The organism is Enterococcus eurekensis, from assembly GCF_042654605.1.
Taxonomy (GTDB): Bacteria; Bacillota; Bacilli; order Lactobacillales; family Enterococcaceae; genus Enterococcus_I; species Enterococcus_I eurekensis.
Genome location: NZ_JBHSGT010000063.1, coordinates 1 through 13379, shown reverse-complemented (window position 1 = coordinate 13379; position 13379 = coordinate 1). Strand labels below are relative to the sequence as shown.

The window sequence follows — 13379 nt, the reverse complement described above, 5'->3', positions numbered from 1 at the left end:
ATGCGTTATACCACACTATTATTTGATGTCGACGATACGCTATTAGATTTTCAAGCAGCTGAAAATCAAGCGTTACGAATGTTATTCGAACAAGAAGGATTGGAATTAACAACGGAGTTAGAAAAGATTTATAAAGAATTGAATGAACAGCGTTGGCGTGCTTTTGAGGTAGGGGAAATGTCACGTGAAACGGTTGTTAATGGTCGCTTTGGCGAGTTCTTTGCTCAAATGAATCGCACGGTAGATAGTATAGCGATGGAACAAAAATACCGCTATTTTCTAAACCAAGGCCATCAGTTGTTAGGTAATAGTTTAGCGATTGTTGCTGATTTAGCGCAAAAAGCAGATTTATACGTGGTCTCAAATGGGGTTTCAAAAACACAATACCAACGTTTAGGAGATGCTCAATTATTGCCTTATTTTAAAGAAGTAATTATCTCAGAAGATACCGGTTATCAAAAACCGATGCTGGAATTTTTTGAATACACGTTTAATAAAATTCCTCAATTAAATAAAGAAAAGACAGTTATTATTGGTGATTCTTTGACTTCAGATATTCAAGGAGGAAACAATGCAGGGATTGATACTATTTGGCTGCATCCTTTAGTTGATGCTGACGAGCTAGTCGTTCAACCGACGCATCACATTCAGCGCTTAGAAGAAATTTATGAAATTCTTATGTAAAAAAGGTAGTTTCAACTAGAAATTTTCAGGAACTTGGCTATAATAAATAAGGGATAGAAATCAGGGGAACGAGGGAACGATTGCAATGACCAAGAAAAAACCGATTATTATCGGAGTGAGTGGTGGATCGGGTAGCGGGAAAACAAGTGTGAGCCGCGCGATTTTAAACCATTTCCCAACACACTCGATAATGATGTTAGAACACGACTCTTATTATAAAAACCAAGATCATCTTGATTTTGAAGAACGCCTAAAAACAAATTATGATCATCCGTTTGCTTTTGATACGTATTTATTAATCCAACATCTACAACAATTACAACGATATGAAGCAATTGAAAAGCCAGTTTATGACTATGTCAATCATACGCGTAGTAAAGAAGTAATTGTTCAAGAGCCGAAAGAAGTTATTATTTTAGAGGGAATTTTAATTTTAGAAGACGAAGCGTTGCGTAATATGATGGATATTAAAATCTATGTTGATACGGATGACGATACACGTATTATTCGTCGAATTAAACGCGACATGGAAGAACGTGGTCGGACGTTAGACTCTGTTATTGAACAATATTTGACCGTTGTGAAGCCAATGTACCATCAATTTATTGAGCCAACGAAACGTTACGCAGACATTATTGTGCCTGAAGGTGGCGAAAATTACGTAGCGATTGACTTGATTAATACGAAAATTGAATCGATTTTTGAAAGTAAAGACTAGCTATCCATTTAAAAGTATGCTAGAATTCGCTTTATGCGATGAGCCGAGGAAGACTAGTTTTTACTAGTCCAATCAAACAGAGACACATGAAGAAATTCAACTACCGGATTGTAGGTGTCGGAGGCTTTTATTGTGGAAAATAAAGTCTCTACTAGCAATAGTACTGTCAAAAACACCCCTGAGTATTTATACTCGGGGGTGTTTTTATTTAGTATCGACCAAATAAATGAAACTTTTTAACGACTTACTCACTCTAATAGTATATAGCTTAAAAAATAAGGAGGTTGTCGTGTGTCAAATGATTTATTTTTAGTTAAACGTTCAAAGGCCGGTAACAATGAAGCCTTTGTTCAATTAATGATGAAAAAAGAAAAATTATTATATAATATGGCTCGGAAATTCCTAAAAAATGAAGAAGATATTGCTGATTGTTTACAGGAAACAATGATGGATGCCTTCAAAAATATTAAAAGTCTTAAAAAAGATAAATATTTTGATACTTGGTTATGCCGAATTCTGATTAATAACAGCAATAAAATAATCAATAAAAATAATAGAATTCTTGATTATAAGGCAATTTTGCATGAAGAAAAAAATACGAGCATTGATTCACTTGAACTCAGAAACCTGTTGCTATCGTTAGATTCAAAATATAGTGTCCCATTAGTCCTTTATTACTACAACGGTTATTCGATTAAGGAAATCAGTGAGATCCTTGATTTGCCTATCAATACGATAAAAACAAGGTTGGCCAGAGCCAAGTCACGATTAAAAATACAACAATTTAAGGAGGAATAATCATGAGTCTATCTGAAAAAAATCTTAAAGAAACAATCTTAAAAGAAGAAGAATTATCCATGATTGTACGAAATAGATTGGATGCAACTTATAAGGATATCCTAAAAGAAGAATCTTCTAAAATGATAAAACCTAAATTTAGGTATATCTACCCATTGATTGCCGTATTTAGTTGTATCGTTATCATTAGCATAACTCCCCTTGGATTGGCTGCGGTTAATTTACTTAGGTTTGGAGATTTCACCTCGAATAATTTGAAACAAAGTCAATTTATTAATAGGGCCTTTTCTTCTGATATCGATCAAAATATTCACATTCAGCTACAAGAACATTATTTTGATAACAATGCGCTAGGTCTGCATTTCTCTATCAAATTACCGAGAGATTCTAAATTATTAGCGAGTGATATAGAAGATTATGATTTAACGTTTGCGATATCCAACAAAGAAAATCAAACGATTATTAATTTTAATATGGATGACCGAGATGTTTTAGATAACATTCAATCGGTCAATGTCGATCACGCTATCGATCGAGAAACGAATACATTAGAAATGACGTATCGATTACGCGCGAAAGAAACTGGGGAATTGTTTGATATAAAGGATGCAACTCTCACAATTGGAAGTATTTCAGGAGTTAAAAATCGAGTGAGGACTCCAGGCGAAAACCATCTATCCATTGAAGAAATCAAAGGTGATTGGACATTTCCTATTGATTTAACAACAAAGGAATTTGATCCAATAGAATTCTTCTCATCCGAGGAGCAATCGTACGGAGTCCATAGCGCCATTGCCTATCCAACATCATTTATCGTCCATCTTTCAAAAGATGGTTTTGAACAGTTCTCTAGTCAACAAGAAAACGGAACGTTTCAATTAAAAGTCATAAATGGCGAAAAATAACAAACTTATGAACCTAAAACAACAAAAATCAATCATCAAAATAATCAAGAATTTTTTGAAATGACGTTTGAGTACTCTGGCTACGATCAACTTTCGGAAGTTACTTTGGTTATTAATAATAAAGAGGAAGTCTTGTTATCAAAAAAATAGATTGAATCTCACAAGTTAATTATAAATAAAAAAAGTTCCCAGTATTTCACTTGGGAACTTTTTAAGACTACTCTTCGTTTTGTTTAGTAATTTTCTTTTGTAAGTACAAGTCGTAATCACGTGCTGCGGGAATAAGCAAGTTGGCGATACCACAAATAATTGTTCCGACACCGGCGATTACAAATAATTTTTCAACGCCGATTGCGTCGGCTAAAGGACCCGCAAATATTAAACCTACTGGACCAGTAATACTCATTAAAGAGTTTAAAACGCCAAGAACGCGACCGAGATATTCTGGTTCGTAACTTTGTTGAATCATCGCCATCAGTAAAGTGTTGAAAAATGGTGTTGCTAATCCAGCAATTGTGTTTAAGGCAACGAACCAAAGAAAACCTGTTTGATTCCCGGGTAAGAAGCCACTCATCGTAAAAGTCAGACCGATAATCGCATATGAAATTAACACCGGAATCATACGGTTTTTCCATTTACCAAAAATTCCGATGAAAGCTCCACCCATTAACATACCGACAGAAAAGACAACTTCGATGATACCGGCTTGACCGACTGTTCCTTGAAAATAGTCCATCGTCATTAAGGGATACATACTAACTGCCGGCATAAAAATTAATGTGAAAGCCGAACCGAGTAGAGTAATGTACCAAAGTCCTTTATTTTTGATTAACAGTGAAAAGCCAAGTTTGGTATCCGTTAAAAGATGAACTCGCTCACCTAATGCTTGTGTTTGTGGGATACGTACGAATAGCAATAAGCCGATTCCAAAGATTGCGCCCAAGACGTCTAGTAGAATTAATCGATTCATTGGCACGACCGCAAATAAAAAAGCACCAAGCGCCGGAGCGATAATCATATTGGCTGATTGTACCATGCCTAATTGACCATTTACTCGGGTGATTTCTTTTTGTGGAACCATTTGCGGTAAAATCGATTGGATGGTTGGCATTTGAAAAGTCTGAGCAATTGAACGCATAAAAAGTGAAATAAATACGAGCCATAGTGGGAAAGTATCAGAAATTGTTCCGGCTAGTGATAAAGTGAGTGCGAAGATTGCGACGATGATATCGGTCACAATTAATAGCCGCTTTTTGTTGAGACGATCGACAAAGGGGCCCACGAAAGGGCTGAGTAAAACCATCGGGATCATCCCGAGCAAGGTAGCTAAACTTAAGACCGTCGCAGAGCCTGTTTCTTTCGTCAAATACCAGATGATGGCGTATTGGACAACCATACTTGTAATCCCTGAGAGAAATTGGCCTGTTAAAAACAAGCGAATATTTTTTTGCCACCCAGTTAAGTCAAAGTTTGACGGTACTGATTGTTGATTTTCCATAAGTCCTCCAAATGTTAAATTGTCCAGGGCCAGATTCTGATTGATAGTAGGTTTAGTTTACACTAATTTATCGTTGAAAAATATCGATTAGCTCCTTTTTTTTACTTTTCTTTTTGGATGTGCCTTGGTCGACTTTGACGTGTTATAATCGTACTAATAAGGATTCGAGGAGAGATGAAATGATTAATTATGGAATTGTTAGTACGGCGAGTATTGTTCCTCGTTTTGTGACAGGTATTAAAGAAAGCGCTGAGGGTCAAGTTGTGGCTATTGCTGCACGTGAATTAGACAAAGCGCAAAAAATGGCGGAAGAATTAGCGATTCCTCAAGCGTATGGCAGTTATGCTGAATTGTTTGCAGATGAGACGATTGATGTGGTTTACATCGCTACTTACAATCGTGGACATTATCCGGTAGCTAAAGAAGCTTTGCTAGCGGGTAAACATGTTTTACTAGAAAAACCTTTCACATTGACGCTCGATGAGGGTGAGGAACTATTTGCTTTAGCACAGGCCAATCAATGCTTTATTATGGAAGCACAAAAAGCAGTTTTTTTACCGATTACCCAAAAAGTCAAAGAAACAATCGCTTCTGGTAAAATTGGCGCGGTTAAATATATGAAAGCTTTTATGGCCTTTCAAAGCGGTCGCACAATTCCATGGTTTCACTCATTAGAAGCAGGAGGCGGTGCGTTGTATGGCTCAGGAAGCTACCCAATTGAATACATGCAATACGTCACGGGTGCAAAAATTAGTGAAGTTTCAGGAACAGCCGTGATGGCACCGGGAGAATCGGACAGTCAATGCGACGTCAGTATTTTATTTGAAGGTGGGATACAAGGGAATCTTTTTATCACAATTGAATTTGCTGAAGACAGCCAGTTTGTTATTTATGGCGAAAAAGGCAAAATCGAAATTCCGCATTTTTGGCGGGCACAAGAGATGACGATTACGACTGATAATGACAAAGAGGACATACAGTTACCTCATCAAAATGAGTTTGTTTTTGAAGTTGATCACGTGAATAATTGTTTAGCCAAAGGTTTGTCGGAAAGTCCAGTGATGACGGCGGATCTAACGTTGCAGACGGTAGAACTAGTTGAAAAAATGTACCAACAATGGGAACAAGATTAAAGAACGAGTGAATTTTTTGGTATATTGCTCAAAAAAATTGAAATCGAATGGTTTCTATGTTTAAGTAGAGGGGAACAAAATAGGAGAAAAGAAAGTGAGTTTTATATCTTGGAAAGTAGAAAATTATTAGCTTTTGATATTGATGGAACGATTCTAGATTCAAACAAGCGTCCACTAGCCAGTACGATAGAGGCCTTACAAACCTTACGTGATGCCGGACACTTTGTGACGTTGGCAACGGGGCGTAGCCGTTATTTAGCGGAGACGGTTATTCGTGAGCTTGACTTTGAAAATTATATTTTATGCAATGGTTCAGCGGCATTTTTAAATCATCAACAAGTGTTTAAAGAGACGCTGGCGACAGATAGTTTGCAACAATTGATTGAATTTTGCCAAGAATTGAAAATCGATACTTCTTTAATTCACCTCGATTCATCGAAACGTTTAAGTAGTTTTGATATGGAAAAAATGGAAGAAGCGATGACTTCTTTTGGTTCGCATGCTTCAGAATTAGGATACTTAAATGAGAAAGATGATGTCTACCAAGCATTAGCATATTATGATCAAAGTTTTGATGCAATGTTCGATGGGCAATACCCTGGTTTAAATTTTGTTCGTTGGCATGAAAAGTGTGTCGATGTCGTACCGGAAAATGGCTCAAAAGCAAGAACGATTTTAGCGATGGCGGATCGCCTTGAAATTTCTAGAGAAGATATTATTGGCTTTGGCGATGGTTTAAACGATCGCGAAATGCTACGTGAAGTTGGAATGGGTGTCGCGATGGGCAATGCCTTAGAAATTGTTAAACAAGATGCTGACCTCGTTACGAAAGATAATAATTCAGATGGCATTTGGCATGCATTACAAGAATTGAAATTAATTTAATGATAGATACTTGAGGAGGACTTTATGAAAATTGCATTGATTGCTCATGACCGAAAAAAAGATTTAATGGTTAAACTGGTGACGGCTTACCGTCCAATTTTAGCTAAGCATCAACTATTTGCAACTGGAACAACTGGTGGCAGAATTGCCGATGCAACAGGTTTACCGATTCATCGCTTTAAATCGGGTCCGTTAGGCGGCGACCAACAAATTGGCGCGATGATTTCTGAAGACGAGATGGACATGGTGATTTTTTTACGTGATCCATTAGCGGCACAACCACACGAACCAGACGTGACGGCTTTAATTCGTCTATCGGATGTCTATGAAATTCCTTTAGCAACCAATATTGGTACAGCTGAAATTTTATTGCGTGGCTTAGATGCTGGTTTTGCTGATTTTCGTGAAGTTGTCCATGAAGGCGATCGTCGTCCGATTTCAATTTAAAAACCGTTAGATGTTTCGACTTGAGCCAATCGAGTGGGAGCATCTTTTTTATCGATAAGAGGTCAAATCTTAAAAGGATTTCAGGAAGCTTTTTTTTCTAAGATAAAACCGATATAATAGGTAAAGATGTAAAATGAGAAGAGAAGAGGAAGTTTTTTGAGAATTTTATTTATTGGTGATGTCGTCGGCTCAATTGGAAGACAAGCCATTTCAGAATATGTACCACAATTAAAAAAGAAATACCGTCCACAAGTGACGATCGTTAATGGTGAGAATGCGGCATCGGGTCGCGGTATCACTGAAAAAATTTATAAAGGCCTCTTACAAGACGGCGCCGATGTCATTACACTAGGCAACCATGCTTGGGATAATCGTGATTTATTTGAGTTTATTGCTGATGCAAAAAAACTTGTGCGTCCGGCCAATTTTCCAGATGGCGTACCTGGTGTTGGGGTTGTTTATACGAAAGTGAATCAATTAGAACTAGCGGTTATTAATTTACAAGCGCGCACGTTCATGGTGGCTTTGGATGATCCTTTTACTAAAATGGATGAAATTTTAGCTCAAGTCGGCGAACGGACACCGTTTATTTTTGTCGATTTCCATGGCGAAGCAACGAGCGAAAAACAAGCGATGGGTTGGTATTTAGATGGTCGTGTTTCGGCAGTTGTTGGTACACATACGCACGTTCAAACCAACGATGCGCGGATTTTACCGAAAGGGACGGCTTATTTAACCGATGTGGGAATGACTGGTCCGTATGATGGTGTTTTAGGTATGAAAAAAGAAGCAGTTATCGAAAAATTTATTACAGCTTTACCACGTCGCTTTGAAGTGGTTGAAAGTGGTCGTTCGCTATTATCCGCGTGTGTGATTGATATCGATGATCAAACCGGAAAAGCCAAAAAAATTCAGGCGTTTCAAATTAGTGAAGACCGTCCGTTTATGATGTAAGGAGGAACCGTCGTGGGGTATCTAGAAGAAGAACAAGCCTTACAGGCAGAAGTTGAAAAAATGTTGGCCTTATTAAATACGCATGAAAGTGTTCAAACATTTAAAGAAGTTCAAAGTAAAGCACAAAATCATGCGGGCTTAAAAGAACTTGAAGAAAAAATTAAACGCGCACAAAAAGATGCAGTTGCATACGCGCATTACGATAAACCAGAAGCTGAAAAGCAATCAGTTGCAGAAATCAATGCGTTAAACAAAGCTTATAAAAATCATCCGCTCGTTGAAAATTATCGCGAACGCTTAGTGGAAGCCGATGAATTATTGCAACATGTTTCAACGATGATTCAAAAAGAAGTCAATCAGCGTATTGAAGGGGAGGAATATGATGCCTCAAAAGACTAAACATACACCGATGATGGAACAATACTTTGGCATTAAAGCTTCTTATCCTGATGCGTTTTTATTTTATCGTCTTGGCGATTTTTATGAATTATTTTATGAAGATGCGATTGAAGTGTCGCAGCTACTAGAGCTAACATTAACAAGCCGGAACAAAAATGCCGATGACCCGATTCCAATGTGTGGGGTTCCTCATCATGCAGCGAGTGGTTATATTGACACGCTTGTCCAACAAGGTTATAAAGTAGCGATTTGTGAGCAAGTTGAAGACCCAAAAACAGCCAAAGGGATGGTTAAGCGTGAAGTGGTTCAACTCGTTACACCAGGTACTGTTATGGAAGGGCGAGGATTATCGGCCAAAGAAAACAACTATTTGGTGGCTTTGGCTTTTAGCGATCGAACTTTCCAATTAGCTTATGTCGATTTAACAACGGGAGAATTAAAAGTAGCGAGCCTAGCAAATGAGGAAGATGTCCTAAACGAGGTGGCTGTGTTAAAAGCTCGGGAAGTTCTTTTAACGAGTGCTGTTCCAGAAACAACGACCGAATTACTCGAAAAACGCTTAGGATTAATCTTCTCGGTACAAGAAGAGTCAGAAGAATCCACGGAATTTACTTTCCTAACGCAAGATTTAAGTGAAACGTTGACCCCTGTAACATTAAAACTACTGGCTTATTTAAGCCGGACACAAAAACGCAGCTTGGATCATTTGCAAAAAGCGGTGGAATACCAAGTCGATCATTTCTTAAAATTGGACTACTATTCGAAATTTAACTTAGAACTAACCCAATCGATTCGCACGGGTAAAAAGCAAGGAACATTATTATGGTTACTAGATGAAACGAAAACGGCGATGGGCGGTCGTTTGTTAAAACAATGGATCGATCGTCCATTAATTCATCAGAGTCAAATTGAAATGCGGCAAAATCAAGTGGCTTCTTTATTGGATGCTTTCTTTGAACGAGGCGATTTACAAGAAACCTTGAAGAAAGTTTATGACTTGGAGCGTTTAGCGGGACGGGTGGCTTTTGGCAATGTCAACGGTCGTGATTTATTGCAATTAAAAACCTCGTTGCAACAAGTTCCTTTTATTCGTCAAATTTTATCAGGTTTGGATGAAGGACAATGGCGTGACTTACTTGTCCACATTTCACCTTTAGAAGAATTGGTTTCGTTAATTGAGCGGGGAATTCATGAGGATGCGCCTTTAGCGATTACTGAAGGAAATATCATTAAAACAGGCTTTAATCAGCAACTCGATCAATACCGTGAGGCGATGCACTCCGGTAAGAAATGGTTAGCTGAACTAGAAGCTAAAGAACGCCAAGCAACTGGCATTAAAAATTTAAAAATTGGTTTTAACCGAGTGTTTGGTTATTATATCGAAATTACCAAATCGAATTTGGGAGCTTTAGAGGAAGGTCGTTATGAACGCAAGCAGACACTAGCAAATTCGGAGCGTTTCATCAGTCCCGAGTTGAAGGAAATCGAGACATTGATTTTAGAAGCAGAAGAAAAATCAGTGGATTTAGAATATCAACTCTTTTTAGCGATTCGTGAAGAAGTGAAACAAAGTATCGAAAAGCTACAAACATTAGCGCAGGCATTGAGTGCTGTGGATGTCTTGCAAAGTTTTGCAACCATCAGTGAAAAATATCAATACATTCGTCCACAGTTTAATCAACAGCAAACATTGAGGATTACTGAGGGTCGACATCCTGTAGTTGAAAAAGTATTAGGTCATCAAGAATATATTCCAAACTCGATTGAAATGGATGCTGAAACATTGATTCTATTAATTACCGGTCCTAATATGTCAGGTAAAAGTACCTACATGCGTCAGTTGGCTTTAACAGTCATCATGGCACAAATGGGCTGCTTTATTCCAGCAGAGTCGGCTGAAATGCCAATTTTTGATCAGATCTTTACCCGAATCGGAGCGAGCGATGATTTAATTGCTGGTCAAAGTACCTTTATGGTTGAAATGATGGAAGCTAATCATGCGTTGCAACATGCGACACCAAACAGTTTAATTTTATTTGATGAATTAGGCCGTGGGACGGCAACCTATGATGGGATGGCTCTGGCACAAGGGATTATTGAATACATTCATCAAGAGGTGAAGGCTAAGACCTTATTTTCAACCCATTATCATGAGTTGACGGTTTTAGACGAAGAGTTATCACGTTTAAAAAACATTCATGTAGGGGCCGTTGAACAAGAGGGTGAAGTTGTCTTCTTACATAAAATGATGGCGGGTCCGGCAGATAAGAGTTACGGGATTCATGTAGCGAAAATTGCAGGACTTCCTAAAAAGCTTTTAGAACGAGCGGATTACATCTTGATGAATTTAGAAAATGGGCACCAGCACTTAAGTACACCGACACCGCCTGTTGAACAATTGTCCTTATTTAGTGAAAGCAATGAAATCGAAACACAAGTGATTGATGAGTTGAAGGCTTTGAATGTTTTAGAAATGACGCCTTTGGACGCGATCAATGCTTTGCATCAGTTACAAAAGAAAATTAAGTAGAAAGAAGGTTGCTTATGGGAAGGATCCAAGAACTATCAGAAAGTTTAGCGAATCAGATTGCTGCCGGAGAAGTTGTGGAACGTCCCGCTTCCGTCGTTAAAGAGCTAGTCGAAAATGCGATTGATGCCGGAAGTACGCAAATTGATATCCTTTTAGAAGAAGCGGGTTTAAAAAAGATTCAAATTATTGATAACGGTGAAGGAATCGCCAAAGACGATGTAGGCAGTGCTTTTAAGCGCCATGCAACGAGTAAAATCCATACGCGCAATGATTTGTTTCGGATTCGGACACTGGGGTTTCGAGGTGAGGCCCTACCAAGTATTGCTTCCGTTTCTGAAATTACCTTAGAGACGGCGGTCCAAAACGAGGACCAAGGTAGTTATTTATCATTAAAAGGTGGTAAAGTAGTCGAAGAACGTCCAAGTTCATTGCGTAAAGGCACAAAAATTACCGTCGAGAATTTGTTTTTTAATACACCTGCACGCTTAAAATATGTCAAATCACTCCAAACAGAACTAGCCAACGCTGGAGATATTGTTAACCGCTTGGCCTTGAGTCATCCAGAAGTGGCTTTTCGACTGGTCCATGATGGAAATCGGATGTTGACGACACCTGGTAATGGTGATTTAAAACAATGCATTGCCGGAATTTATGGTGTAGATACAGCTAAAAAAATGCGTGAGATTAAAAATCAAGATTTGGATTTCAAGATACATGGTTACTTCTCTTTACCTGAAGTAACACGTGCTAGTCGGAATTACTTATCAATTATTATTAATGGGCGCTACATTAAAAATTTCTTATTGAATCGAGCGATTATTGAAGGCTATCGTTCCAAATTAATGGTCGGACGTTTCCCAATTGCGATTATTGAAATTCAAATGGATCCATTACTAGTCGATGTGAATGTCCATCCCACAAAACAGGAAGTTCGTTTATCAAAAGAAAAAGAACTTTCGCAACTTATTTCATCGACTATCCAAGAAGCGTTAAAAGATGAAGTCTTAATTCCGAAAGTGAACTATCAAGAAATTGTTAAAAAGGCACCCGCTAAAAAAATTCCAGCTGAGCAATTAGCAATGGATTTTCGAGAAGCGGGTACACCTAAAACCGATTTACAATTTAATCCAATGACGGGTGAGTTTTTTATAAAAGAAGTACCTGTCATAAATGTGGATAACTCTGTGGATAGTTTAAGTGGAAAAAGTGTAAAACTTCCAATTGGTGAAATGAATAATCAAGAAGTACCCCCACCAACAGTGTTTGAAGAACCCAATGAAAAATCAAATGATTCTGCTCAAGTTGATAACTTTGTGGATAACTCTTCCTATATAATAGAAGAAACTGAAAATAACCCATCTGAAGAAGTCATAAAATCAAGCTTTCCTGCATTAGAATATTTTGGTCAAATGCATGGAACCTATCTCTTTGCTCAAAGTAATGAAGGACTTTATATTATCGATCAACACGCGGCACAAGAGCGGATAAAATATGAATACTATCGTAAAGAAATTGGAAAAATGGGCGATGCACTTCAAAGTTTGTTAGTGCCGATAGTTCTAGAGTACCCGCACGATGAATGGGTAAAGATTACCGAGCGACAAGCGATCCTAGAGGAAGTTGATATTCATTTAGAAACGTTTGGAACAAATAGTTTTATCGTTCGTGAACATCCAACATGGTACGAAACAGGTAAAGAAGAAGAGATTACTCGTGAGATTATTGAAATTGTTTTAGAGACAGGTCAAATTGATTTAGCTAAGTTTCGAGAAGAAACAGCCATTATGATGAGTTGTAAACGATCGATTAAAGCCAATCATTATTTAAATGATCAACAAGCCCGAGTGTTACTTGCTGACTTGGCTAAAACCGAAAACCCATTTAATTGTCCTCATGGTCGACCAGTGCTCATTCAATTTACAAATCGAGAAATGGAAAGAATGTTTAAACGTATCCAAGACTCGCATTAATATGGGACTAGAGTAGAAGATTGAAAAGTTCAATTTTCTACTCTAGTTTTTTCCTACTATATAAAGGCTAAAATAAAAATAGAACGAAAAAAATAGAAAGCGAATTCTTTAAGAAAGTTTTAAAAGTAGTGTTGACAGAGGTTGTTCTAAGTGGTAAATTAGACAACGTTGGTTTGAACGTAACAAATTAAAACCAAACATAAAATAACAAACATCTATTTTTAGATAACTTTGAAAGTGTTGAAAAATAAATAAAAAATATTTAAAAAGTTGTTGACAAATAACGGTGGTATTTGTTATTATAAGTGAGTTGCAGTAAACGAGTAATCGTAGCGCTCGATAAACCACTATTAATTTAGTAGGATTGTAAAAGTCGCTTCATGCAACAATGTAGACCTTTGAAAACTGAACAAAGCAAGCAAAACAAACAACAAACGTGTAGAATGTTTCTTTATAGA

12 protein-coding genes are annotated in these 13379 nt (G+C 37.6%); 11 read left to right on the top strand and 1 reads right to left on the bottom strand.

Features of this window, described 5'->3' with window-relative positions:
• The 4 genes from ACFO3L_RS10305 (at position 1) to ACFO3L_RS10290 (ending at position 3105) form a co-directional block, all read left to right on the top strand.
• On the top strand, positions 1 to 684 hold the full coding sequence (locus tag ACFO3L_RS10305; RefSeq protein ID WP_379967027.1) for a YjjG family noncanonical pyrimidine nucleotidase: 684 nt from the start codon (positions 1 to 3) through the stop codon (positions 682 to 684).
• An 85-nt stretch (positions 685 to 769) separates the two neighbouring features.
• Positions 770 to 1402 (top strand): uridine kinase, encoded by a 633-nt coding sequence (gene udk, locus ACFO3L_RS10300; RefSeq protein WP_379967024.1) that lies wholly within the window; start codon positions 770 to 772, stop codon positions 1400 to 1402.
• Between the two features lie 291 nt (positions 1403 to 1693).
• Positions 1694 to 2200, top strand: coding sequence for an RNA polymerase sigma factor (locus ACFO3L_RS10295; RefSeq protein WP_379967021.1), 507 nt, complete (start codon positions 1694 to 1696; stop codon positions 2198 to 2200).
• Between the two features lie 2 nt (positions 2201 to 2202).
• Positions 2203 to 3105 (top strand): hypothetical protein, encoded by a 903-nt coding sequence (locus tag ACFO3L_RS10290; protein WP_379967018.1) that lies wholly within the window; start codon positions 2203 to 2205, stop codon positions 3103 to 3105.
• 217 nt (positions 3106 to 3322) lie between these two features.
• Here ACFO3L_RS10290 and ACFO3L_RS10285 read toward each other — a convergent pair whose 3' ends face one another.
• Positions 3323 to 4603 (bottom strand): MFS transporter, encoded by a 1281-nt coding sequence (locus ACFO3L_RS10285; RefSeq protein ID WP_379967015.1) that lies wholly within the window; start codon positions 4601 to 4603, stop codon positions 3323 to 3325.
• A 179-nt stretch (positions 4604 to 4782) separates the two neighbouring features.
• Between ACFO3L_RS10285 and ACFO3L_RS10280 the strand changes: the two genes are divergently transcribed.
• The 7 genes from ACFO3L_RS10280 to mutL all read left to right on the top strand — a co-directional run bounded on the left by ACFO3L_RS10280 (position 4783) and on the right by mutL (position 12921).
• Positions 4783 to 5736 carry a Gfo/Idh/MocA family protein gene (locus ACFO3L_RS10280; RefSeq protein ID WP_379967012.1) on the top strand — a complete coding sequence of 318 codons (954 nt, stop codon included), beginning with the start codon at positions 4783 to 4785 and terminating at the stop codon, positions 5734 to 5736.
• Between the two features lie 108 nt (positions 5737 to 5844).
• Positions 5845 to 6621, top strand: a complete 777-nt coding sequence (locus tag ACFO3L_RS10275; protein ID WP_379967009.1) for an HAD family hydrolase — start codon at positions 5845 to 5847, stop codon at positions 6619 to 6621.
• 24 nt (positions 6622 to 6645) lie between these two features.
• On the top strand, positions 6646 to 7068 hold the full coding sequence (gene mgsA, locus ACFO3L_RS10270; RefSeq protein WP_379967006.1) for a methylglyoxal synthase: 423 nt from the start codon (positions 6646 to 6648) through the stop codon (positions 7066 to 7068).
• A 156-nt stretch (positions 7069 to 7224) separates the two neighbouring features.
• Positions 7225 to 8022, top strand: coding sequence for a TIGR00282 family metallophosphoesterase (locus ACFO3L_RS10265; RefSeq protein WP_379967003.1), 798 nt, complete (start codon positions 7225 to 7227; stop codon positions 8020 to 8022).
• A gap of 12 nt (positions 8023 to 8034) precedes the next feature.
• Positions 8035 to 8421, top strand: coding sequence for a YlbF family regulator (locus tag ACFO3L_RS10260; protein WP_379967000.1), 387 nt, complete (start codon positions 8035 to 8037; stop codon positions 8419 to 8421).
• Positions 8405 to 10951: a DNA mismatch repair protein MutS gene (mutS, locus tag ACFO3L_RS10255; protein ID WP_379966997.1), complete on the top strand. Its 2547-nt coding sequence runs from the start codon at positions 8405 to 8407 to the stop codon at positions 10949 to 10951. Before ACFO3L_RS10260 ends, mutS begins: the two co-directional genes overlap by 17 nt.
• A 14-nt stretch (positions 10952 to 10965) precedes the next feature.
• Positions 10966 to 12921: a DNA mismatch repair endonuclease MutL gene (gene mutL / locus ACFO3L_RS10250; protein ID WP_379966994.1), complete on the top strand. Its 1956-nt coding sequence runs from the start codon at positions 10966 to 10968 to the stop codon at positions 12919 to 12921.
• Positions 12922 to 13379 lie beyond the last annotated feature (458 nt).

Excerpts from the sequence above, each read along its gene's own strand:
- ACFO3L_RS10285 (WP_379967015.1), bottom strand. The coding sequence starts at position 4,603 with ATGGAAAATCAACAATCAGTACCGTCAAACTTTGACTTAACTGGGTGG.
- udk (WP_379967024.1), top strand. The coding sequence starts at position 770 with ATGACCAAGAAAAAACCGATTATTATCGGAGTGAGTGGTGGATCGGGT.
- ACFO3L_RS10305 (WP_379967027.1), top strand. The coding sequence starts at position 1 with ATGCGTTATACCACACTATTATTTGATGTCGACGATACGCTATTAGAT.
- mutL (WP_379966994.1), top strand. The coding sequence starts at position 10,966 with ATGGGAAGGATCCAAGAACTATCAGAAAGTTTAGCGAATCAGATTGCT.
- mgsA (WP_379967006.1), top strand. The coding sequence starts at position 6,646 with ATGAAAATTGCATTGATTGCTCATGACCGAAAAAAAGATTTAATGGTT.
- ACFO3L_RS10290 (WP_379967018.1), top strand. The coding sequence starts at position 2,203 with ATGAGTCTATCTGAAAAAAATCTTAAAGAAACAATCTTAAAAGAAGAA.
- mutS (WP_379966997.1), top strand. The coding sequence starts at position 8,405 with ATGCCTCAAAAGACTAAACATACACCGATGATGGAACAATACTTTGGC.
- ACFO3L_RS10280 (WP_379967012.1), top strand. The coding sequence starts at position 4,783 with ATGATTAATTATGGAATTGTTAGTACGGCGAGTATTGTTCCTCGTTTT.